Genomic DNA, 22,846 nt, shown 5'->3' with positions numbered 1-22,846 from the left:
AGTCCGCGGCCGGCAGGGTTGCAGGCCTTTCGGGGCAACCTGTTGTAACTAAGGTTATGCGCGTTTTTGTCAAAGGAACATGAAAAAACGGTCGGCGATTCGTCTATCTGTAAGCCATACAGCCGCCGTTCAGACTTCTTCCGTTCATCGGCTGTTTTAGTCGAAAACTCTTACGGAAGAGTCGCTCTTTATATAAGTTTGTTTGCACTTTTAAGTTGTTTTGTTGAACTGTTTTCTATTCAAGGCCGTTTCGTTTGATTGACTTGTCGAGTACTGAATCCACCCCGTCCAACACTAATCCGCTGACGCTTTATCTGGCGCGACTGGCGCCTTCCAGCCAACTGACCATGCGCTATGTCTTGCAGGATGCTGCGGACCGCCTGGGTTTCGAAGACGTGGATATCGAAGAAATCCCCTGGCACGGGCTGCAACCGGAAGACGTCGTGGCGCTGGTCGCCGCGTTGCGCGCCGACGGTTATGCGCCGAATACCTCGTCGCTGTATGTGAATGCAGTGCGCGGGGTGATGAATGAAGCCTGGCGCATGAGTCTGATCAGTCAGGATCATCTGCTGAAGATGCGTTCGGTCAAAGGCATTGCCGGCACGCGTTTATCGCAGGGCCGCAACTTGAAGCCCACCTTGATTCACGAACTGATGGAAGTTTGCGCCGCCGATCCACGCCCACAAGGCCTGCGCGACGCGGCAGTGATTGCGCTGTTGTACGGCACCGGCATGCGTAAATCGGAGTCGGTGGACCTGGATTTGAATCAGGTCGACTTCACTGAGCGCAGCCTGACCGTCACCGGTAAGGGCAACAAACAACTGATCAAGTACGCGCCGGCCTGGGCATTCGCCAAACTCGATGCGTGGCTGGAGTTGCGCCGCTCGCAACTCAAGGAAGGCGAGAGCGACGATGCCTTTCTGTTCAATCGTATCCGTCGCGGCAGCCACATCACCCGCGAGCGCATCACCAAACACGCGATCTATTACATCGCCCGTCAGCGTGGCACCCAGGTCGGGGTGAAGATCATGCCTCACGACTTCCGCCGCTCGTTTATTACGCGGGTCATCGAGGAGCATGATCTGTCGATCGCGCAGAAGCTCGCGCACCACAGCAACATCCAGACCACCGCCAACTACGATGTGCGTGATGACAACGAGCGGCGGCGTGCGGTGGATCGCTTCGATCTGTAGGCCTGTCAGGACGGGGAAGGGCAGGTGCGCGCGTTGCCGGTTGCCGCCCGACTGATCTGCTCGGCCAGCCGTTTGACGTTGTGCTGCTGGGCGCCCACCAGATCATCGATGGTCGGGCCGGACGGTGTTTGCAGGGTCGAACGGCAGGTCAGCGAGCCATTGTCAGTGGCGCCGACGGGACGCAAGCGCCATTTGGCGTCGATCAGGCCGTACTGACCGGGGATCGAGTCGAAGCGTTGCACTTCGATGCGCACCGAAACATTGCCTTGCCCACTGGTATTGCTCAATTGATCGGCCAACGCACCGCGCAACTCATCCGCCAGTGTCGCCCCCCACCAATCGGTTTCCAGAATCGCCAGGCCGCTGTTGCCCTGGCGGATAACGATTTGCGCACGGTCGACCTGCGGCGGCACGCTCAGCGCTTCAATCGGAATCTGCGCGCCGGTGCGGGTGTTGGCGATCTGCACCGGCGTCAGGGTGTGAAAGCTGATCGGGTCGCTGCGACAGGCGCCCAGCAGCAGAAGCGCAGCGAGCACGGTGATTTTCAGCGGTACAGCCATGGTTCAGCTCCTGTGCTCAGTTGCGTGGCGGACCTTTCAGATCGATAGGCGCGGCGTTATCGGGGCGACCACGGATCAGCGATTCCGGATGCCGGCCGAGGTAATCCGACAGCTCACGCAGCGAACGCGACATGCGTCCGAGTTCGTCGAGGGTTTCCGTGAGTTTCTCGCGCTGCGGCGAGTCTTCGGCGAGCGTTGAACTGGCGGACTGCAAGGTCTTGCTGACGTCGGCGAGGGTGCTCTGCACGCCCGGCAGGGTCTTGGCGTTGAACTGGGTCAGGCCTTTGCGCAGCTCGATCAGATTGCTGTCGAGGTTGTTGGCGATGCGATCGACCGGCAGCTTGTTGAGTTTGTCGACCACGGCTTCGAGTTTCTCCTGCAGCTGTTCGAGGCTGCCCGGAACGGTCGGTAGAACGACCGGGCGAGCGCTCGGGTCGAACGCGACTTTCTCCGCTTTCGGGAAGAAGTCCAATGCGACGTACAACTGGCCGGTCAGCAGGTTGCCACTGCGCGCCTGAGCACGCAGGCCATTATCGACGAAGGTGCCCAGCAGGCGGATGCCGGCCGCTTCGTCGTTGGGGTCGTGCTTGAATTCGGTGAGCATCTTTTTGTAGGCCTGACCGAGACGCTGCGGGTAAATGACGATGCCGACGTTCAGCGGGAAGGTGCGTTTTTTCGCATCGAAATCCAGGTTGATGCCCACGACCCGGCCGATCTCCATACCGAGGAACTCGACCGGCGCATCGACCTTGAGTCCGCGCAGTGACTGCTCGAAACGCAGCACCATGTATTGCGCCTTGCCGTTCGGCGGGGCGAGGGCGCTCTGCTGGTCGGCGAACAGTTCGAAATCCTTGTCGTCGGCGGCGGCCACATCGTTCGGACTGTAATCCGGAGCACGGAACGCAATGCCGCCCACCAGCATGGTTGACAGCGATTCGGTCTTCACGGCAAAGCCATTGGCACCGACATTGATGTCGATGCCGCTGGCATTCCAGAAGCGGGTGTTTTCGGTGACGAACGCGTCGTTCGGCGCGTGAATGAACACCTCGATATCGACCCCTTTGCCTTCCGGGTTAAGGGCGTAAGTGACGACCTGGCCGACCGGAATCTTGCGGTAATAAACCGGTGAACCGATGTCCAGTGAACCGAGATCCGGCGCATGCAGCATGAAGCGTTTACCGGGTTCGCCATAGGTGATCGGCGGCGGATTTTCCAGACCCTTGAAGTTCTTTGCGCGGCTATCGGACTGGCCGACGTCGGCGCCGATGTAGTCACCGGAAAGCAGGGTGTCGATGCCCGAAACGCCGCCGGCGCCAATGCGCGGGCGCACCACCCAGAACTGTGAATCTTCGCGCGTGAAGGTTTCCGCCTGTTTGGACAGTTTGATGGTGGCGTCGACGCTTTTCTGGTCGCCACTCAATTCGACGTCCGTCACCTGACCGATGACCACGTTGCGGTATTTGACCTCGGTCTTGTTCGCCGTCAGGCCGCTGCCGGTCTTGAAGTTGACGATGATCGTCGGCCCTTCCTGCATCACGTTGTGCACCACCAGCGAGATGCCCACGAGCACCGCCACGATCGGCACAATCCAGACGAGCGAAATGCCGAAACGGCGGGTTTTGACTGGGGCTTGGCCTGGTGCTCGCGGCTCGTCGGTGGCTGACGACTTCATCCATGTCCTCCTCGATTGATTGGGCACTGAGCGTCAGGAACGCAAAAGCACCTCATCAATATAGAAGTGCTTGGCGATAGAGCAAATGTGTATAGCTCACCTGTGCTTGATGATCGTTCCCGCGCTCTGCGTGGGAATGCAGCCCGTGACGCTCCGCGTCACTGGACGCAGAGCGTCCCTTGAGGCATTCCCACGCAGAGCGTGGGAACGATCAAAGCCGGGAACGATCAGATCGCGACAGCGCTGCTTGTGCTGTCAACCGAGCATTTCCCGCAGGCGATACCAGAACATGCCCAGTGCCAGCAGTGGCGAGCGCAGGGCCGGGCCGCCGGGGAAGGTCATGTGCGGCACGCCGCTGAACACGTCCATGCCCTGACTGTGACCGGCATGAATTGCCTCGCCGAGCAGTTTCGCGCACCAGTGCGTGACGTTCAGGCCGTGACCGGAATAGCCCTGCGCGTAGAACACGTTCGGGTGCTGCTTGAGCCGGCCGACCTGCGGAAAGCGGTTGGCGGTGATGCCGATCTTGCCGCCCCACTGGTAATCGATGCGCACGTCCGCCAGTTGCGGGAAGACTTTGAGCATCTTCGGTCTCATATAAGCGGCGATGTCCGCCGGATCGCGGCCGGAATAGTGGCAGGCACCGCCGAACAACAAGCGCCGGTCCGCCGAGAGCCGGTAGTAATCGAGGCCGACTTTCTGGTCGCACACCGCCAGATTGTGCGGGATCAGTTGCGCGGCGCGCGCCTCAGACAACGGTTCGGTGGCGATGATGTAGCTGCCGGCCGGCAGCACTTTGCCACTGAGTTGCTGTTCGAGTTCGTCCAGATGCGCATTGCAGCCGAGCACCAGACTGCCAGCCCGCACCGTACCGTTTGCGCAACGCACCTGTACGGTCGGGCCGTGGATGATTTCCAGCACTTCGCTCTGCTCGAAAATCCGCACGCCAAGTGACGCTGCCAGCCGCGCTTCGCCTTGCACCAGATCCAGCGGGTGCAGGTGGCCGGAACCCATGTCCACCAGCCCACCGGCATAAATGTCGGAGTTGACCACTTGCTGGCGGATCTGCTCCGGGCCGATCAGGCGGGTTTCGTGGGCATAGCCGAGTTCAGCGAGGTCGACCAATTCGTCCTTGAAGGCGTCGAACTGCGCAGGGGTGTTGGCCAGATCGCAGAAGCCCCAGCGCAGGTCACACTCGATGCCGTTGTCGCCGATGCGCTGCCGCACCAGCTCTACCGAATCGATGCCGGCGCGCTGCAAATAGCGCACGCCTTCCTGGCCGACATACTTGGCGAAGCCTTCAACCTCATGACCGATCCCGCGAATCAACTGACCGCCGTTGCGCCCGCTGGCGCCCCAGCCGATGCGCCGGGCTTCGATCAACACCACCGACAATCCGCGCTGAGCCAGTTCGATGGCGGTGTTGACGCCGGTGAACCCGGCGCCGATCACGCAGACATCGGCCGTCAGGTCACCGTCCAGTACTGGATAAGGTGTGGTCGCCCGCGCCGAAGCGGCGTAATAGGAGCGGGCGTGCTCCTGGGTGTACTGATTCATTTGTTCGACTTCACTTTGCTCCAGGAACGGGTCATCAGACGCATGATCGCTTGGGGCGGGGTGGTAGAAATATAGAGTTTGTCGAGGACTGCTTGAGGTGGGTAAACCTCTGGATTGTTGACCAGCTCCTGATCCATGTATTGCTTGGCCGCCGGGTTCGGGTTGGCGTAACCGACCGACGCGCTGACCTTGGCGATTACTTGCGGATCGAGCAGGTAATTAATGAAGGCATGGGCTTCTTTGGTGTTGCTGGCGTCGGCCGGGATCGCCAGCAGGTCGAACCAGAGGTTGGCGCCTTCTTTCGGAATGGCGTAAGCGATGTTCACGCCGTTCTTGGCTTCCTTGGCGCGGTTGGCGGCCTGGAACACGTCGCCGGAATAACCGAAGGCTACGCAAATATCACCGTTGGCCAGGTCGGACACGTATTTCGAGGAATGGAAATAGGTGATGTACGGGCGAATACTCAGCAGTTTGGCTTCGGCCTTTTTGAAGTCTTCCGGATTTTCGCTGCGCGGGTCCATGCCCATGTAGTTGAGCACGGCAGGGAACACCTCGTCAGCGGAGTCCATCATCGACACGCCGCACTGGCTGAGTTTTTTCAGGTTCTCAGGCTCGAACAGCACGGCCCAGGAATCGATGTGGTTGACGCCCAGCACTTGCTTGACCTTGTCGACGTTGTAGCCGATGCCGTTAGTGCCCCACAGGTACGGCACCGAGTGCTCGTTGCCCGGGTCGTTTTTCTCCAGCAGTTCGAGCAGTTTCGGGTCGAGGTTCTTGAAGTTCGGCAATTGCGAGCGATCAAGTTTGAGGAACGCGCCGGCCTTCACCTGACGGGCGAGGAAGTGGTTGGACGGCACCACCACGTCATACCCGGTGCGACCGGCGAGCAGTTTGCCTTCGAGGGTTTCGTTGGAATCGAAAACGTCGTAGATCACCTTGATCCCGCTTTGGCTCTGGAAGTCGGCGAGGGTGGTTTCGCCGATGTAGTCGGTCCAGTTGTAGACGCTGACTTGTGGCTGGGCTTGGGCTCCGATGCTGCACATCAGGGCCAGAGCGGCGGGAACCATGGTTTTCAACAGACGCATTTCGACACCTCTTAAATTTATTGGATTTCTCAGGTGGTTCGCTAATCCCTTGTGGGAGCGAGCCTGCTCGCGAAAGCGGTGGGTCAGGCAACATCAATGGTGACTGTGCTGACGCCTTCGTCGGAACGCCGCCCGGAGCAGGCTCGCTCCCACAGGGATTTGTGCAGATTTGGGTTAAACGCTGAGCATCAGGAACTCACGCTCCCACGAGCTGATCACGCGCTTGAAGTTTTCATGCTCGGCACGCTTCACCGCGACATAGCCACGGACGAACTTGTCGCCGAGGTATTGCGCGACGGTTTCGCATTCTTCCATCTGCGTCAGCGCTTCCTCGATGGTGATCGGCAGGCGCAGGTTGCGGCGCTCGTAAGCGCGGCCTTGTACCGCAGCGCTCGGCGCGATGGCTTCGACCATGCCGATGTAACCGCAGAGCAGACTCGCGGCAATCGCCAGGTACGGGTTGGCATCGGCGCCCGGCAGGCGGTTTTCCACGCGCATGGCTTCCGGGCTGGACGTCGGTACACGCAGGCCGACGGTGCGGTTTTCTTCGCCCCATTCGACGTTGACCGGCGCCGAGGTGTCCGGCAGGAAGCGGCGGAACGAGTTGACGTTCGGCGCGAACATCGGCAGCACTTTCGGGATGTACTTCTGCAAACCGCCGATGTAATGCAGGAACAGCTCGCTCATCTGCCCGTCTTCATTGGCGAAGATCGGCTTGCCGGTGGCGATTTCGACCACGCTCTGGTGAATGTGCATGGCGCTGCCCGGCTCATCGCCGATCGGCTTGGCCATGAAGGTTGCGGCGACGTTGTGCTTGAGTGCGGCCTCACGCATGGTGCGCTTGAACACAGTGATCTGGTCAGCCAGATCGAGGGCGTCGCCGTGGCGGAAGTTGATTTCCATCTGCGCCGGGCCGTCTTCGTGGATCAGCGTGTCGAGGTCCAGACCTTGCAGTTCGCACCAGTCGTAGACGTCTTCAAACAACGGATCGAATTCGTTGGCAGCATCGATGGAGAACGACTGCCGGCCGCTTTCAGCACGGCCCGAGCGGCCTAGCGGTGCTTTCAGCGGCAAGTCCGGGTCTTCGCAGCGCTGGGTCAGGTAGAACTCCATTTCCGGCGCCACAATCGGCTTCCAGCCTTTGTCGGTGTAGAGCTGCAAGACTTTCTTCAGCACATTGCGCGGCGACAGTTCGATCGGGTTGCCGAACTTGTCAAAGGTGTCGTGGATGACGATGGCGGTCGGCTCGATCGCCCATGGAATCACGTAGACCGCGTCAGCCACGGGCTTGCAGACCATGTCGATATCGGCAGGATCGAGCAGGTCGTAGTAGATGTCGTCGTCGACAAAATCCCCGGTTACCGTTTGCAGCAGCACACTTTCCGGCAGGCGCATGCCTCGCTCATGCAGGAACTTGTTGGTCGGTGCGATCTTGCCGCGGGCAATGCCGGTCAGGTCGCTGACCACACATTCGACTTCGGTAATCTTGTGATCTTTCAGCCACGTGAACAGCTGATCGAAAGGGGCATTCATAAAGACCTCGTTATTGGTTTTATAGACGCCGGGGAGGGCGGGTTTCATCTTCCGCCCCTTCCCCTGTGGCGCGTTGACGACTATCTTGGGCGAGCCTTGCAGTTCCATCTATCCACTTTAAGCAGCACCAAAGCGCACCAAAAGAGTGCGCAAGGTCACCCCATGACGACGTGCAATCCGCTACAAGTCCAAGCGTTCAACACCGCCGATGTCGCCGAACAAGTCCGCGCCACACCGGGCTGGGTCCAGCATTACCAACAGATGTCGCCGGGGCACTTCACCGGGCAGATCCGCTATCTGGATCTGCAGGGTGTCGAGGTCTATGAAGAGCAGATGAACACCCGCGTCGAGCAGAATTTCAGCGCGCCATCGGGTGCTCTGGCGTTCTGTTTTGATCGCAGCGACAACGCGCTTTATTTGCTCAATGAAGAGAGCCGCAATATCTGGATCACCCCGGAGAACTACCAGGAAATCGCCGTGGTGTTCGGTCCGGAGTTTGTCCGTCAGCACGGTCTGAATGTGGCGAAACTCGAAGGCTTGTTCATGACCCAACTCAATTGCGGGCAGAACGCTTTGTTCAGTCGCTGGTTAAGCTCGACTCTCACGAAGGTGTCGCAAGCTGTTGATCTGCTTGATAAAGATGCGCTGACAAAGCAACTGCTCGAAGACTGTTTGTTCATTCTCGACAACGCTCATGCCAGCCTTGATCGCGGCGGGTTACAGAAACGTAGCGAAGAACGGATGATCATGAAACGGGTTGGAGAGTGGGCGGCCGATTCGCCGGAAGACACGGTCAATCTGCTGGAGCTTTCGCAAGTGGCCGGGGTGCCGTTGCGGCAATTGCAGCAGGCGTTCAAGGCTTACACCGGGATGACCCCGAGTCACTGGCTGCGCCTGCGCCGGTTGAACAGCGCACACCGTGAATTGCTTAAGCGCCGGCCCACGGAAACCACTGTGGCCGAGGTGGCGATGCAGTGGTCGTTCTGGCATTTGGGAAGGTTTTCCAGCAGTTACCGGGCGTTGTTCAAGGAGTTGCCGAGCGAGACCTTGAAACGAGTAGGAAGGTAAGTATCCAACATACTTAACTCATAAGATGAGGGTTACCCATTGACGGGCCAAAGCTTGCGTTTTGGCCCGCGAGACAAGAGCTGTGCACAATATGTTCAAACTAAAACTTTTAGTTGAATCTAGCTCGAATGAATTGCTTCTTTTCCATCATGTTGGTGTGTAAGAATTCCAGCGTTGGAAAAAAGCTATCCGCGTTCGTCTCATTGGAATAAAGATGAAGTTCGGTATAGTCTACAATCAAGCAGCGCATGCCAGTTATAGCGAATATCGACTCTATTGCTTTCCAGTATTTTTCTGCGTCTTCTGCAAATAGTTCCTTCACTACTATAAGCCCTAGTACTTCGCGCTCGCCGACATCGACTACGCACTCCTTCTGCTCGCCTGAAAACTTAAGCACGGGATTTTTCTTGTGATGATTGAAGGCACCTTTCATTTGTTCAACTGCTTTTTTTAAATGCGCCAATGTCTTGCTTGCTTTTCTGGGGATGGATGTTCTCAGCAAACTCTCTGTGTTTGGGCTATCTTTAGCTTGTACAAAAAGTACATGCGAGTCATTGGCAGCCAAAACATCCACGAACTCTTTCTTAGTGTCGGTACGGACAGGATTCAAATAAAAATCCGCATCAGGTATTATTTTTTTCAAAAGTAAGAGGATATCGAGTTCTTGCTGATCTCCAGGCTCTGTACGCTCTAGCGAGTAATGCACGAAGCTCAAATCGCCTGGCATTGGAGAAAAAGCTTGAGTACTATCGATGAAGTGAGTAATCGCAGGGTATACATCCGAACTGAAAGTGACTTCGAATGTATTGGATGCATTATTGTCAGGCGCATCACTGTACCATTCGTTCACTTCCTCAAATGTCATGCTGGTTGGGTGATCTGATTCTTGACCAGGATTCAATTCCGTAGCAAGATTTCGAAATTGCTCCAGGTTGGGCAAAAAAGAATTGCAGGCAAGTAACTCTCTATTGTGCTCATCAAAAAAATACGATTGGAATGTATCTTGGCTAAACAGTTCCAATAGCTCTCTTGATTTGAGGTTCTCATAGAACGAATGCACTAACGACAGAGGCTCTTCAAAATTGTCCGGGAACAGTACGAGCAATGCATGGTGGTTTTTTTCGTTAACGCTATATGGTACGAAAGAAATCCTGAAGCCTCTTGTTATTTTCGCAGCGAGTATCATTTCCTTGGATAGCTTCAAAATCAGTATCAGTTTGTTCTCATCAGTTCTCGCTGTAAGCAGTCCCACAGGAAGGCTGGAAAGAATTTGATTAAGCTCAGGATGTTTGAGGGAAAGCATATCGATCCTTGAAATTTGGGTTTTGAGTTTTCTCTGTGGTAAAAAGCCATCGTTCTGGGATGGCTCCTACTGGCTTGTGAAATATCAAACCTATTTCACAATCAACGAGTCTATCGCGCGAAATGGCGCAATGCCATTACTCTTTGGTCATATGTTTTTTCTTGAATTTACCCTTTGGATCCTCAGCTTTGGCGCTGCTGGTAACGTTTATTCAGAAAAGGATTTGGCTTGAACGAGCGAGTTAAATAGAATCAGTCTCATTTGAATTCTTACTTCGCGCAGGGCCTCTTGAGATGACTGAAGCAACGGCGCCATCGGAGCAGAGCCTGCACGAGTTGTACCGGGATCATCGCGGCTGGCTGGAAACCTGGCTGCGGCGGCGCATGGGCAATGCCTGGGATGCGGCGGATCTGAGCCAGGACACCTTCCTGCGCGTGCTGTGCAGCGCTCAGCCGATTGCCGACATGCGTGAGCCGCGCGCTTATCTGCTGACCGTGGGCAAACGCCTGCTGAGCAATTTCTACACCCGCCGCAGTCTGGAAAAGGCCTATCTCGAAGCCCTGGCGCAATTGCCCGAAGAATGCGTGCCGTCGCCGGAGCAACGTTGGCTGCTGTTGGAAACCCTGCAAGCGTTGGATGAGCTGCTCGATGGTTTGCCGCGAGCGGTGCGTCGGGCCTTTCTCCTGAGTCAGCTCGAAGGCCTCGGTTACCGTGAAATCGCCGAACGTTTGCAGGTTTCGCAGCGCAGTATAAAACGTTACATGGCAATGGCTTACGAGCATTGTTTGATGCTGGATCTATGATGCGCGTCGCACCCAACACCGAAGCGCGTGAAGTGGCGCGTGCCGCCGCACAGTGGTTGGCATTGCTCGAATCCGGCGAAGCCAGTGAAGCCGATCACGTGCGACTGAAGACCTGGCGCGACAGCGATAGCCGCCATGAAAACGCTTGGCAGAAGATTCAATTACTGCGCCAGCGCTTTTCCAGTCTGCCGACAGAATTGGCCATGGCCACACTCGATCGCCCGGATCTGGCGCGGCGTGTAGCTCTGAAAAGGGCGCTGGGTCTGGCGGCTTTGGTGCCTGCGGCGTGGTTGATCAGTCGCCAGTTGCCACTCGACGTCTGGCGCGCGGATTTGCAGACTTCCACCGGCGAGCACACGCGAACACGGCTGGCCGACGGCAGCACCTTGCTACTGAACACTGCCAGTGCGGTAAACGTCGATCTGGCCAGCCGTCAGTTGACGTTGGTGCGTGGCGAAATGGCGCTCAACGTTCCGGGTAGCACGGCATTGACGGTCAACGCGCCGTACGGTCGGATCATTGTCAGCCGCAGCGAAGTCTGCGTGCGCCTCAACGAGCGTGACTGCAACGTGTCGGTGGTCAGCGGCTCGGTGCAATTGCAGCCGTTGCACGGGCCGGCGCTGCAGTTGAACGCCGGGCAACAGGTCAATTTGCAGGCCTCCGGCGCCGGACCGATCGCGCTGTTCGACGCCCAACTGCCGGGTTGGCGTGACGGTGTGTTGATGGCGCAAAACCAGCCGTTGGGGGATTTCCTGCGCGAGTTGAGCCGTTATCGCTCGGGGCTTCTGCGCTGGGAGCCAGCACTTGAAAGTCTGCGTGTCACCGGCAGTTTCCGTCTCGACGACACCGATAAAGTGCTGGCGCTGCTGGCGGCGAGCCTGCCATTGGAGGTCCATTCGCGCACGCGTTTCTGGGTAACGCTGGCGCCGCGAAAAAATATCGTCTGAAGCCTGTCCCTTTTTTTCGCCTCACCGGTCATTGCAGGTAAGTGAACAAAATCGAGAGCTTCTTCCAATGCCCGCAGTATTCCCAAGTCGTTTGCGTCCGTTGTTGCAGTTGAGCCTCCTGCTGAGCCTGAGTGCCAGCCCTGTGTTGATCCAGTCGAGCTGGGCCGAAGACGCCCGGCGCAGTTATCAGGTGCCGGCCGGCAGCCTGAGTGCAGCGTTGACGCGGTTTGCCGGATTGGCCGGGGTCAATCTGTCGGTCGATCCGGCGCTGGTGGGTGGCCGCAACAGTAATGGTTTGTCCGGCGAATTCGCTGTGGAGGAGGGGTTCGCTCGCTTGTTGCTGGGTTCCGGCCTGCAACTGCAACCGCTGGGCGAGCAGGCCTACACACTGATTCCAGCCGCCGAGGGCAGCAGCCTGCAACTGGCGCCGACGTCGATTCTTGGTGCCACCGGTTCTAGTGACGCCGATGTGTTTGCCGGCGGCCAGGTTGCGCGGCGCGGTTCGCAGGGTTTGCTGGGGTCGAAAGACTTCATGGAAACCCCGTTCAGCATGACCACGTACACCAGCGAGGCGGTGAAGAATCAGCAGGCGCGCACCTTGGGCGATCTGATTTCCAGCGACCCGTCGGTTCGCGCGACCAACCCGGCCGGTGGTCGCTACGAGCAGTTCACCATCCGTGGTTTCAGCCTGTTCAACAGCGACGTGGCGTACAACGGGCTCTATGGCGTGCTGCCGACGTACACCATTGATATGGAAATGGCCGATCGTGTGGATATCATCAAAGGCCCGAGCCAGCTCATCAACGGCATTTCGCCGCGGGGCAGTGTGGGCGGGGGGATCAACGTGGTGCCCAAGCGTGCCACCGACAAACCGATCACCTCGCTGACGGCCAATTATGCGTCGAACAATCAGGTCGGCGGCGCGGTGGATGTCGGCCGGCGGTTCGGTGAGGACAATCAGTTCGGCCTGCGTTTCAACGGCGTGAAGCAATCCGGTGACACGGAATGGGATCACCAGAGCGTCGACCGTGACATGGCCGTGCTCGGCCTGGATTTTCGCGGTGAGCGCTTGCGACTTTCGACCGATATCGGCCACACCGAACGCGACACCGACGCGCCGCAGGAGCGCGTGCAGGTCGCGGCCAATGTCAAGGTTCCGAGCGCCAATAAGGTGCATCGCAACTACGCGCAACCGTGGACTCAGGCGAAAACCGAGGACACCTTCGGCACGCTCAACGCTGAGTTCGACGTCAATGATTCGGTGATGCTGTACGGCGGCGTCGGCGCGCGCAAAAGTAATCATGACTTCTTGCGCCACGCCGTTTCTGTCACCAACGATGCCGGTGATTTCAGCGTACTGCCGCGCGACTTCACCCGCGACGAAAACGTGCGCACGGCCACGGCCGGTGTACGTAACTGGTTCCACACCGGGCCAGTGAGCCATGAGGTCAACCTCGCGGCCAGCTACTTCTACATGGATTTCGAGAACGGCGGCGCGCGTTACGCGGCAGGGCGCAGCAACCTGTATGACCCGGTGGAAACCGCCAAACCCGGTACGCCGACACGTAATGACGCCAAGGTCTACACGGAAAACCGCTTCAGCGGCGTAGCGTTGTCCGACACCCTGGGCTTTTTCGACGATCGATTGCTGCTGACCCTCGGCGCTCGCTGGCAACGGGTGAAAGTCGACGACTGGAGCGATGACGTCAAAGGCGACACCGCTTACGACGAGGAAAAGGTTTCGCCCTCGGGTGGGATTCTGTTCAAGGCAACTGACAAGCTGTCGTTGTACGCCAACTACATGGAAGGCTTGAGCCAAGGCAAAATCGCGCCGTCGACGTCCATAAACGAAGACGAAATCTTCCCGCCGTTTATCAGCCGTCAGGTTGAAGTGGGGGCCAAATACGACGCCGGCGCCTACGCGTTGACCGCTGCGGTGTTTCGCATCAAGCAACCGGCGTACGAAACCAACGCCACCACGCGAGTCTTCGGGCCCAATGGCAAGCGCGAGAACAATGGCGTGGAGCTGAGCGTGTTCGGCGAACCGCTCAAAGGCTTCCGCTTGCTCGGCGGCGTGATGTACATCGACAGCGAATTGACCAAGACCACCAATGGCACCTTCGACGGCAATCGCGCACCGGCGACGCCGAAATACAACGTCAACCTGGGCGCAGAGTGGGACGTGCCGACGGTGCAGGGGCTGACGCTGACGACGCGGGGCATCTATTCGAGTTCGCAGTATCTGGATCAGTCGAACGACAAGGAAATCGACTCTTGGGAGCGCTTCGACATAGGCACGCGGTACGCCTTCAAGGTCGATGAGAAAACCATCACCCTGCGCGCCAATGTCGAGAACGTGCTGGATAAACGCTACTGGAGTTCGGCAGGCGCTTCGGATGACAGTGAGCCGGGGTTGACGTTGTCGACACCGAGAACCTATCTACTTTCAGCGACAGTGGACTTCTGATTTCACTCGGCAAATCCAAAGCCATCGGGAGTGCTACCAGCGAGCTGACTCACTCTCAGAGTGATGTCCTGACCACCAATGGACAGTCAACGCGCTGAGTTCCCGATAGCTCCAGCGTCTCGATCAGATGCCGTGCAGCCTGGCGCCCAATCTCGTAGTACGGCAGTTGCACGGTGGTCAGTGGCGGGATGAACAACTCGGCAATGCCGATCATGTTGTCGTAGCCGAGGACGGCGACATCGTCGGGAATTTTCAGGCCACGCCCCAATAACAACTGATAGGCACAAAAGGCAATGCGGTCGTTGCCACAGATCAGAATATCGAATCGGGGACGACCATCAATGACATGCCGGTCGAGGATAGCGGCTGTTTCACTGTAGGCATCATGATCGGAAAGGTCGTATTGCAGGAGCGTGTCAGGCGCCAGGCCGAATGCCTTACAGGCACGCTGCAGGCCTTTCTGTCGCAGCCCCCATGCCAGACTCTGTTTCGGCAGATTGATACACAGAGGACGCTTGTAGCCGAGGCTCAACGCGTGGTGTACGGCGCGATACTGGCCCATTTCGTCGTCGGGTACATAGCTGACGAGGCGGCTGTCATCTGCCAGACAATTGGCGAGCACCAGAGGCTTGCTCTTCAAGCGCTCGGGAATGCTGACCTGGCGAAACCCCATGGCGCTGAAGATCAGACCGTCCGGACGGTGCGACAGCATCAGGTCGATGTTCTGGTCGGTGGGCGGGTTGCTTAGCAGGTTGAGGATAAAGACATTCCAGCCGGCCTGTTGCGCGGTCTGCTCAATGGACAGCAGCAACTCGACCGCGAAGGGCGTGGTCGCAGTGTCCAGCGCGAACACACCGATGGTGCGCGACTGGAGGTTGTCACCGCGCATCTTGCGCGCTGACAGGCTGGGTACGAATTGCAGTTCATCAATGGCACGACGCACCCGTAGGAGGGTTTCGGGGCTCAGTTTTTCCGGAGAATTGAGCGCTCGAGACACCGTCATCAGGGACACGCCGGCCAGTTGTGCAACGTCTTTCACTGAAGTCATGCGAAGTGCGGCCGGTCAGGTTGACGCAGAATCATGACACAGGGCCCGGGCTTCTCGCGACCCGAATGACGCCGCTCATGACCATGCAGAACCGAGAATCCATGCCTTGGCAATCGAGACGCGCCCGCCACTCCCGCTGGCCATCAGCTTCACACCCAGACTGTCGGAGCGCGGATAGAGGCGACTGCTGAGGCTGAAGCGGCCGTTTTCGTCGAACACCTCAATGGACGAGCGATCAAGAAACACGCGCAGTTCCAGTCGCTCTTGTGTCGGGTCTATCGAGACGCTGCGCTGGCCGGTGACTTGCGCACCCGAGCGGCTGCGGTCAAGCACCAGACGCTGCAGTGACGCATCGTAATAGAGCAGGGTTTCTTCACGGCCATCGTCGCTGCAACGGAGGGCGACTCCCAGGTGGCCGTCAGTGCAGCCAAGCAAATCGAGATGCACATGGATTTCCAGCATGTCGCCGTTTACCTCCGGCACCCGGCGGGTTCCCGACGCTTCCCACCACGGCGCCCCCGGCAATTGCGTCATTCGTAGCGCGCTGAGCTCCCGTGCCGGATACACGCAAAGGCGCTCGGCGCACAGTTCAAGTTCGCGTGGCAATCCGAGCATGCCGCACCAGTGATGGGCCTGGCTCGGCATCGGGCTTTCCCACATGTCCAGCCACGCCCAGACGAGGCGCCGACCATCGGCGGCCAACAGCGTCTGCGCCGCATAGAAATCGTGGCCGTTATCCAGCTCGATAAAAGGCCCGCCGGTGAAGTGCCACTGGTTGTCGAGCTGGCCCACTCGATAACCGGTCTGGTACTTGTTGAGCCGGTCATAACCCTCGGCTTGCATGCCTTGTGGTGAGTACAGCAGCACATCGCGTCCATTCAGTCGAAACAGGTCCGGGCATTCCCACATATAACCATCACCCTCGCTGCCGGCGGACACATAATCGAGGAATTCCCAGACGTGCAGATCCGTGGAGCGGTACAGCGGCAGTAGCGGTCTGTCGCCCAGACGTGCGCCTGCAATCAGGTACCAATAGCCATCCGCCTGCCAGACCTTGGGGTCACGGAAGTGCATGATGGTGTCTTGCGGCGCGCTGTCGATGACAGCGCCATGCTTGATGAAGCGGATGCCGTCGTTGCTGGTGGCCAGGCACTGGCCCTGTTTGATCAAGCGCTCGTCACCCACTTCCCCCAGCCAGGTGTGCCCGGTGTAGATCAGCGCCAGGGTATCGCCACAGACCACGGCGCTACCGGAAAAACAGCCGTCGCGGTCGCAGTCATCGCCGGGTGCCAGTGCAATGGGCAGGTGCTGCCAGTGCACCAGATCGGCACTCTTGGCGTGGCCCCAATACATCGGGCCCCATTTCGCGTCGAAGGGGTGATGCTGATAGAACACGTGATATTCGCCACGGAAGTACACGACCCCGTTCGGGTCGTTCATCCAGCCTGCCGGCGGGGCAATATGGTAACCGGGTCGATAATCCTCGATGACGCGAGACTGGCTGTCAGCCAGTGCGCGCTGCGCAAGGTCAAGGGTCGAAGGCATTGGATCGCTCTGGGTATTCAAAAAGGTCATAGGGCGTGTGCTCGGACTGAGCGCAAAGAGAGGTCATCCTGCGCGGATTCAATGGCGTGCGGGTGGCGCTTCAATGCCGTGCCGTCGGTGTCGAACAGGTGGATCTTGTCGATGTCCAGTTGCAATTCGACCCGATCGCCTGCTTGCCATCCGGCGTTGACTTCACAACGACAGATCAGTGGCTCGTCCTGCCCGGTATCGAGGTGCACATAGGTTTCGCTGCCGAGGTATTCGACCCCGGTCACGACGACGCCAGCCGCTCCCGGCGCCGCTTTGAGCGACAGGTGTTCCGGGCGAACGCCCAGGCTCAGCGACGCGTCTGCCGCCAGGTTCGAGCTGTCGAAGGGCAGGGTGGTCAACCCCAAAACCGGAGTATCGACCAGGCTGGTTTCGCCCGGCGCATGCAGGCGTGCCGGCAGGAAATTCATTTTCGGCGAACCGAGAAAAGCGGCGACAAAGCGGCTGGCCGGGCGCTCATAGAGTTCGCGCGGTGAGCCGACCTGCTCGATATGGCCGCCATTGAGCACGACAATTTTGTCGGCCAGGGTCATCGCTTCGACCTGATCGTGGGTGACGTAGATCATGGTTGAGCGCAGTCGGGCATGCAGCCGGGCGATTTCGTTGCGCATCTGCACCCGCAAGGAGGCATCCAGGTTGGACAGCGGCTCATCGAACAACAGAATGTCCGGCTCCCGCGCCATGGCCCTGCCCATGGCCACACGTTGACGCTGCCCGCCCGACAGTTCTTTTGGTTTGCGTTGCAGCAGTTTGTCCAATTGCAGGATTTGCGCGGTTTTCAGCACCCGCTCGCGCAGGCTGCTCTTTTCCGTCCTGGCCAGTTTGAGACCGAAACTGATGTTCTCGTAGACGCTCATGTGCGGGTACAGCGCATAGGACTGAAACACCATGCCGACGCCACGCTCGCGCGGTTCCAGGTCGTTGACCCGGCGCCCGTCGATCAGCAGATCACCGGCGCAGATCGAGTCGAGCCCGGCGATCAGGCGCAGCAGCGTCGACTTTCCGCAGCCAGAAGGGCCGACGAACACCACGAATTCACCCGCAGCGATCTCCAGGTTGATGTCGCGAAGAATCCGCGCGCCGCCCAATTGTTTGTTCACGTTGTCCAGTTTCAATTTGATCACGATGCTGTTCCTTGTCTTTGTTGGGCATCAACCCTTTAACGCGCCGGCAGTGAGACCGGAAACGATTCGGCGCTGGAAGATCAGCACCAGAATCACCAGTGGGACGGTGACCAGCACCGAGGCAGCCATCAACAAGCCCCAAGGCAACTCATGAGGGCTGCCGCCGGAAATCAAGGCGATGGCAACCGGCACCGTGCGTTGGCTGTCGGTGAGGGTGAACGTCAGGGCAAACAGAAACTCGTTCCACGCGGCGATGAAGGCCAGCAAACCAGTGGTGACGAGGGCTGGCCAGAGCAGCGGCAACAGCACGCGGGTCAGCGTCACCCAGGGTGACGCACCATCCATGATTGCCGCTTCCTCCAGCTCATGGGGGAGTTGCCCCATGAAGGTGGTCAGCACCCAGACGGTGAAGGGCAGGGTGAAAATCGTGTAGCTGAGGATCAACGCCCACGACGTGTTGTACAGACCCAGGGCGCGGATCACTTCGAACAGTCCCGACAGCACCGCGACCTGAGGAAACATCGACACGCCAAGCACCATCATCAACACCGTGCCACGCCCACGGAATTTCACCCGGCCCAAGGCATAGGCAGCGGTCAGGCTGAGGAACAGCGCCAGCGTCACCACGCACAGCGCAACCACCAGCGAATTACCGATCGCTCGCAGGAATGAAGCCTGGTGAAGGATCGCCGCGTAATTGGAAAAGTCGGGATGTTCGATCCAGTAGCTCACCTCGAACAACGCGCTGGAGGGCTTCAGCGAGGTCACGATGGCGTAGTAGAACGGGAAAACCGCATACAGCAGCAACACCCCGATCAGGCTCCAGAAGCCGAGGCGCAACAGCGCTTTTTTCAGCAGGCGCGGGCTCATGCGCGGACCTCCAGTTGACGGCGTCCGAGGTAGAGATAAAGCATGGCGATCACCGCGACCACCAGAAACAACAGCGTCGAAGCGGCGCTGCCGTAACCGACGTCCTGGAACTCCACCAGGTGCTGGCGGGCATACACCGACATGCTCATGGTGCTCGACGAGTTCGAGGTCAGCACATAGATGACGTCGAAGACCCGCAGGGAATCGAGGATGCGGAAGATCGCCGCCACCAGCAGTGCAGGCATCAACAGTGGCAGCGTGACACGCCAGAACACGTTCAGCGGGTGAATGCCATCGACCCTGGCCGCTTCGTAGCAATCGCTCGGCAACATCTGCAAGGCCGCCAGCATCAGCAGCGTGACAAAGGGCACGGTCTTCCAGACGTCAACGATGATCACCGCCCACATCGACAGGTCCGCATCTGCCGTCCACGCCAACGGGGCGTCAATCAGGCCGAGGCTGAGCATCAGGTGATTGATGATGCCGAACTGGTCGTTGAGCATCCATGACCAGATCTTCGCCGAGACAATCGTCGGAATCGCCCACGGAATCAGAATCAACGCACGCACCAGCGAACGGCCGGTGAACTTGATGTTCAGCAGCAACGCCACCAACAGCCCCAGGACGACTTCCAGTCCCACCGAGACCACCGTGAAATACAACGTGTTGCGCACCGTATTCCACCACTGTGGATCGACGAGGATGCCCGACCAGCCGGAACCGCTGAACACCAGATAATTGCTCAGGCCAATGAAGGTTGCGCCACCGGTGTCCGCCAGGCTGGCGTCGGTCAGGCTGAACCAGAATGTGCGCAGCAGCGGCCACGCAGCCACCAGGGCCAGGCAGACCAGCATTGGCGTCAGAAACAGCCAGGCAGCGCGCACCCGGCGACGTTGTACAGGCGTTTCCCTCGTGAGCAGCAGCTCGTCAAAGGGGGCATGGGTCGTAGAGACAGACATGGTGATTTCCTTCCTTGTGGCTTACCAGTTCCGGCGTTTGATGCGCGTGAGTTCGCTTTCCAGTTCGGCGAGTGCCTGATCGACGGGCAACTCGCCCGCCAGCACGCCATGCACCCGATCGAAGAAGGCATTGGAGACCCGTGGATAGCGATCGGCGGTGATGGCGGCGGGGCGCATGACCCCAGCGTTGAGAATGCTGTGCAGCTGAGCGTAATAAGGCATGGCCGCGAGCAACTCGGGATCTTGATACAGCGACTCGATTACCGGGTTGTAGGCGCCTTTCAGCGCTCGACGTTTTTGCTCTTGGGCACTGCTCAGGTAGCTCACCAGTTCGGCGGCAAGTTTGGGATGGGCGCTATAACGCGAGACCGCCAGGCCCCAGCCACCGAGGGTGGAGGCATGCTCGCCGGTTTCGCCGCCGCGGGGCAGGGGAGCGACGCCGACCTGGTCTTTTACGGCGCTGTCCTGGCTTTGCACCAGAGCCCAGACATAAGGCCAGTTACGCATGAACAGCGCATTGCCCGACTGGAATACGCCACGTCCTTCTTCCTCGGTGTAATTGAGCACGCCACGCGGGGAGATGTCGCCGACCCAGCTTTTCGCCAGGGTCAACGCCGCTCTCGAGGCCTGACTGTTGACCACGATGTCGCCGCGTTGATTGATCAGTCCGCCTTGCGGCTGGCTGCTGATCCACTCCAGCGCATTACACGTCAGCCCCTCGTAGGCACGTCCCTGAAAGATATAACCCCACAGATTTGCGTTGCCAGCGCTGCGCTCAGCCTGTTGCACGTCCCTGGCGGTAGCGGTCATTTCCTCCCACGTATGGGGAACCGGCTTGTTGTATTTCTCAAGCAAGTCTTTGCGGTAATACAGCAGCCCCGAGTCGGTGAACCACGGCATCGTCACCAGCCGTCCGTTGACCGTGGCGTTATCGACCTGTGCCGGGAAGTAGCCTTGGGTCGCGTTGGCGGGAAGCACTTCACGCAGATCCATCAGGTGTTTGGCCAGCATCCCCGGCCACACCATATCGATTTGAATGATGTCGATGTCGGTGGACTGCGCACTGAGGATCTGCTGGTAGAACGACAACCTCTCGGTTGCCGAGTTAGGCGTGGAGACCACCTCGACGTTGTTGCCAGTCTGTTTCGACCATGTCTCGACGGCCTCTTTGCACAGTTGCAACTCCGCACCCACCGCACCGCAGGAGATCGTCAGATCGGTTGCGTTCGACACGGATGGAAGTGCGGCAGACAGGGTGATCAATGCGACTGGCAGGAGCGATTTCAGGTGTTTCATCGAGCGTCCTTTATTTTTGTTTTTAGAAAAGTTAACGTTAACATCGCCAAATGTAGCAGCGTATTTGCGAGGAGGCATCCTTTTTTTCGTCGATTGCGGCAACTCGCAACGCACGCAAAAAACGGCCGTTTGCGTCAACCAACAATAAAAACAAAACAGGGATTTCATATGCACAAAGCAACAGGCTGGCTATTGGCAGGTGTGCTCGGCACCTCTGCGGCGACCTCTCAGGCCGCGACGCTGGAAGAGCGCATGGCCGCACTTGAAGCGCGTGCCAGCGCAGCGGAAAAGCGTGCGGCCACGGCCGAGCAGCAGACCCAGGCACTTGCCCGGGAATTGCAGCAGGTCAAACGCGCGACGCCGCCCTTGCAACCCGTCGCATCTAACGCAACAGCCATTTCCGCACCGGCTCTGGACACCCGACTGGCAAAACTCGAAGCCCGTCAGCAAAGCCTGGACAAGGAGGGCAGTACCGGGAACCTCACCGATGGATTCAGCTTCAACGGCTATGCGCGCTCCGGATTGTTGGTCGACGAGGGGCTGGGTGGCGGGCGTGGCGGCCCTTACACAACGCCGGCCGGCTCGGTGGGTGGTGCAGTCGGGCGACTCGGTAACGAAGACGACACCTACATGCGCATCGACCTGTCGAAAGAGCTCTATGCGCAAAACGGCACCCGTTCCAAGTTCACGGTCTCTATCGCCGACGGTGTGGAAAGCTCCAATGACTGGACGGCCGACGAAAGCAAACTCAACGTACGCCAGGTATTCACAACGCTCGACCATGTCGCTGCGTTCAAAGGCAATTCAGTCTTCGAGAACGCTACGCTGTGGGCGGGCAAGCGCTTCGATAGAGATAATTTCGATATCCACTGGCTGGACTCCGACGTCGTTTACCTGGCCGGCACCGGCGGTGGAATTTACGATGTGCAGATGAACCAGCATTGGCGCTCGAATTACTCGTTGATTGGGCGTAGCTACGGGGATTTCAGTCAAGGCGGTATCAATGCCGATGTGGAAAGCTACATCCTGACCTCCAACCAGTTCTTTGCGGATGGCCAGTGGCAGTGGATGTACAACGCCATCGGCGCAAAGAAAAACGATGTCGGCACCCGCACCAACAAAGCCGGTTTGACGCCTGCGGATTCGGGTTTGCACAGCATGCTGGCCAATCACCAGAAAACCTTTTTCGGCAGGGAAGGCTTCTTCAAAACGGCGCTGCTCTATGGGCAAGGTCTGGGGGCAGAGGTCAAGAACGTTGGCTCGGATGGTGAGTTGATCGACGACGCCCGCGCGCTGCGTCTGGCGCTTTACGGTGAGACCCCGCTGACCTCTGACTGGCGCATCGGGCCTAGTTTGCTGGCCGAACAGAGCAAGGATCGATACGTAAAAGGTGACGACTACCGCTGGCTGACCCTGAACGTGCGACTGGCCAACAAAATCAACAGCAACTTCGAAATGGCCTACGAAATGAGCTGGCAAACCATGAACCTCGACCCCAAAGGCTATCTACAACGAAATGCGGTCGATGGTAACTTCTGGAAGTTCACTGTCGCCCCGACATTCAAACTTGACGTTGGTGATCTACTCACGCGTCCAGAGTTGCGAGTGTTCGCCAGCTACATGAACTGGTCTTCGGATCTGGACAGGTTCAGTACTACAGACGCCTTTGGCATGTCCGACTTCCAGGCGGGAGGGGTGTGGCAATACGGCATACAGATGGAAACCTGGTTTTAATCGTTGAACGTACTTGCGATAGTGCAGTGCTGGA

The 22,846-nt window shown here is 58.6% G+C and carries 18 protein-coding genes; 6 read left to right on the top strand and 12 right to left on the bottom strand.

From position 1 onward, the window contains the following. The first annotated feature begins 347 nt into the window (after positions 1 to 347). On the top strand, positions 348 to 1,193 hold the full coding sequence (gene xerC, locus QOM10_RS15365) for a tyrosine recombinase XerC (RefSeq protein WP_316918383.1): 846 nt from the start codon (positions 348 to 350) through the stop codon (positions 1,191 to 1,193). A gap of 5 nt (positions 1,194 to 1,198) precedes the next feature. Here the strand turns inward: xerC and QOM10_RS15360 are convergent, their stop codons facing one another. The 5 genes from QOM10_RS15360 to QOM10_RS15340 all read right to left on the bottom strand — a co-directional run bounded on the left by QOM10_RS15360 (position 1,199) and on the right by QOM10_RS15340 (position 7,600). After that, complete coding sequence (locus tag QOM10_RS15360; RefSeq protein ID WP_316916413.1) at positions 1,199 to 1,753, bottom strand: PqiC family protein; 555 nt, start codon at positions 1,751 to 1,753, stop codon at positions 1,199 to 1,201. Positions 1,754 to 1,769: 16 nt separating this feature from the next. Continuing rightward, complete coding sequence (locus QOM10_RS15355) at positions 1,770 to 3,425, bottom strand: intermembrane transport protein PqiB (protein ID WP_127927760.1); 1,656 nt, start codon at positions 3,423 to 3,425, stop codon at positions 1,770 to 1,772. Positions 3,426 to 3,680: 255 nt separating this feature from the next. Continuing rightward, a complete protein-coding gene (locus tag QOM10_RS15350) occupies positions 3,681 to 4,982 on the bottom strand; it encodes an NAD(P)/FAD-dependent oxidoreductase (RefSeq protein ID WP_150751361.1) in 1,302 nt (433 codons plus the stop codon). Further along, complete coding sequence (locus QOM10_RS15345) at positions 4,979 to 6,067, bottom strand: polyamine ABC transporter substrate-binding protein (protein ID WP_316916412.1); 1,089 nt, start codon at positions 6,065 to 6,067, stop codon at positions 4,979 to 4,981. Before QOM10_RS15345 ends, QOM10_RS15350 begins: the two co-directional genes overlap by 4 nt. Before the next feature lie 174 nt (positions 6,068 to 6,241). Further along, a complete protein-coding gene (locus QOM10_RS15340) occupies positions 6,242 to 7,600 on the bottom strand; it encodes a glutamine synthetase family protein (protein WP_127927754.1) in 1,359 nt (452 codons plus the stop codon). Positions 7,601 to 7,762: 162 nt separating this feature from the next. On the opposite strand from QOM10_RS15340, the gene QOM10_RS15335 reads away from it, so the two are divergent. Continuing rightward, positions 7,763 to 8,668, top strand: a complete 906-nt coding sequence (locus tag QOM10_RS15335) for a helix-turn-helix domain-containing protein (RefSeq protein WP_150775969.1) — start codon at positions 7,763 to 7,765, stop codon at positions 8,666 to 8,668. Positions 8,669 to 8,777: 109 nt separating this feature from the next. Here QOM10_RS15335 and QOM10_RS15330 read toward each other — a convergent pair whose 3' ends face one another. Then, positions 8,778 to 9,971: a hypothetical protein gene (locus QOM10_RS15330; RefSeq protein WP_316916410.1), complete on the bottom strand. Its 1,194-nt coding sequence runs from the start codon at positions 9,969 to 9,971 to the stop codon at positions 8,778 to 8,780. 293 nt (positions 9,972 to 10,264) lie between these two features. Here QOM10_RS15330 and QOM10_RS15325 point away from each other — a divergent pair, with 293 nt between their 5' ends. From QOM10_RS15325 to QOM10_RS15315, 3 genes are all read left to right on the top strand, one after another. After that, entirely contained in the window at positions 10,265 to 10,774 is a 510-nt protein-coding gene (locus QOM10_RS15325; RefSeq protein ID WP_150775971.1) for a sigma-70 family RNA polymerase sigma factor, read from the top strand. Then, positions 10,774 to 11,721: a FecR domain-containing protein gene (locus QOM10_RS15320; RefSeq protein ID WP_150775972.1), complete on the top strand. Its 948-nt coding sequence runs from the start codon at positions 10,774 to 10,776 to the stop codon at positions 11,719 to 11,721. The genes QOM10_RS15325 and QOM10_RS15320 overlap by 1 nt, the downstream gene beginning before the upstream one ends. A gap of 67 nt (positions 11,722 to 11,788) precedes the next feature. Next, on the top strand, positions 11,789 to 14,188 hold the full coding sequence (locus QOM10_RS15315; RefSeq protein WP_316916409.1) for a TonB-dependent siderophore receptor: 2,400 nt from the start codon (positions 11,789 to 11,791) through the stop codon (positions 14,186 to 14,188). 55 nt (positions 14,189 to 14,243) lie between these two features. Here the strand turns inward: QOM10_RS15315 and QOM10_RS15310 are convergent, their stop codons facing one another. The 6 genes from QOM10_RS15310 to QOM10_RS15285 all read right to left on the bottom strand — a co-directional run bounded on the left by QOM10_RS15310 (position 14,244) and on the right by QOM10_RS15285 (position 21,078). Beyond that, positions 14,244 to 15,236 (bottom strand): LacI family DNA-binding transcriptional regulator, encoded by a 993-nt coding sequence (locus QOM10_RS15310; protein ID WP_316916408.1) that lies wholly within the window; start codon positions 15,234 to 15,236, stop codon positions 14,244 to 14,246. A gap of 75 nt (positions 15,237 to 15,311) precedes the next feature. Next, complete coding sequence (locus QOM10_RS15305) at positions 15,312 to 16,781, bottom strand: glycoside hydrolase family 32 protein (RefSeq protein WP_410479164.1); 1,470 nt, start codon at positions 16,779 to 16,781, stop codon at positions 15,312 to 15,314. A gap of 26 nt (positions 16,782 to 16,807) precedes the next feature. After that, positions 16,808 to 17,953: a sn-glycerol-3-phosphate ABC transporter ATP-binding protein UgpC gene (locus tag QOM10_RS15300; protein ID WP_316916406.1), complete on the bottom strand. Its 1,146-nt coding sequence runs from the start codon at positions 17,951 to 17,953 to the stop codon at positions 16,808 to 16,810. 27 nt (positions 17,954 to 17,980) lie between these two features. Next, positions 17,981 to 18,823: a carbohydrate ABC transporter permease gene (locus QOM10_RS15295; protein WP_316916405.1), complete on the bottom strand. Its 843-nt coding sequence runs from the start codon at positions 18,821 to 18,823 to the stop codon at positions 17,981 to 17,983. Further along, positions 18,820 to 19,782: a sugar ABC transporter permease gene (locus QOM10_RS15290; RefSeq protein ID WP_316916404.1), complete on the bottom strand. Its 963-nt coding sequence runs from the start codon at positions 19,780 to 19,782 to the stop codon at positions 18,820 to 18,822. The genes QOM10_RS15295 and QOM10_RS15290 overlap by 4 nt, the downstream gene beginning before the upstream one ends. 21 nt (positions 19,783 to 19,803) lie before the next feature. After that, a complete protein-coding gene (locus tag QOM10_RS15285; protein ID WP_160040140.1) occupies positions 19,804 to 21,078 on the bottom strand; it encodes an ABC transporter substrate-binding protein in 1,275 nt (424 codons plus the stop codon). A gap of 168 nt (positions 21,079 to 21,246) precedes the next feature. Between QOM10_RS15285 and QOM10_RS15280 the strand changes: the two genes are divergently transcribed. Next, entirely contained in the window at positions 21,247 to 22,812 is a 1,566-nt protein-coding gene (locus QOM10_RS15280; RefSeq protein ID WP_160040137.1) for a carbohydrate porin, read from the top strand. Positions 22,813 to 22,846 lie beyond the last annotated feature (34 nt).

The sequence above is a fragment of the Pseudomonas sp. P108 genome (assembly GCF_032613195.1).
In the GTDB taxonomy this organism is placed as follows: domain Bacteria; phylum Pseudomonadota; class Gammaproteobacteria; order Pseudomonadales; family Pseudomonadaceae; genus Aquipseudomonas.
The sequence above is the reverse complement of the archived record's forward strand: the minus strand, read 5'-3'. Positions and strand labels throughout refer to the sequence as shown.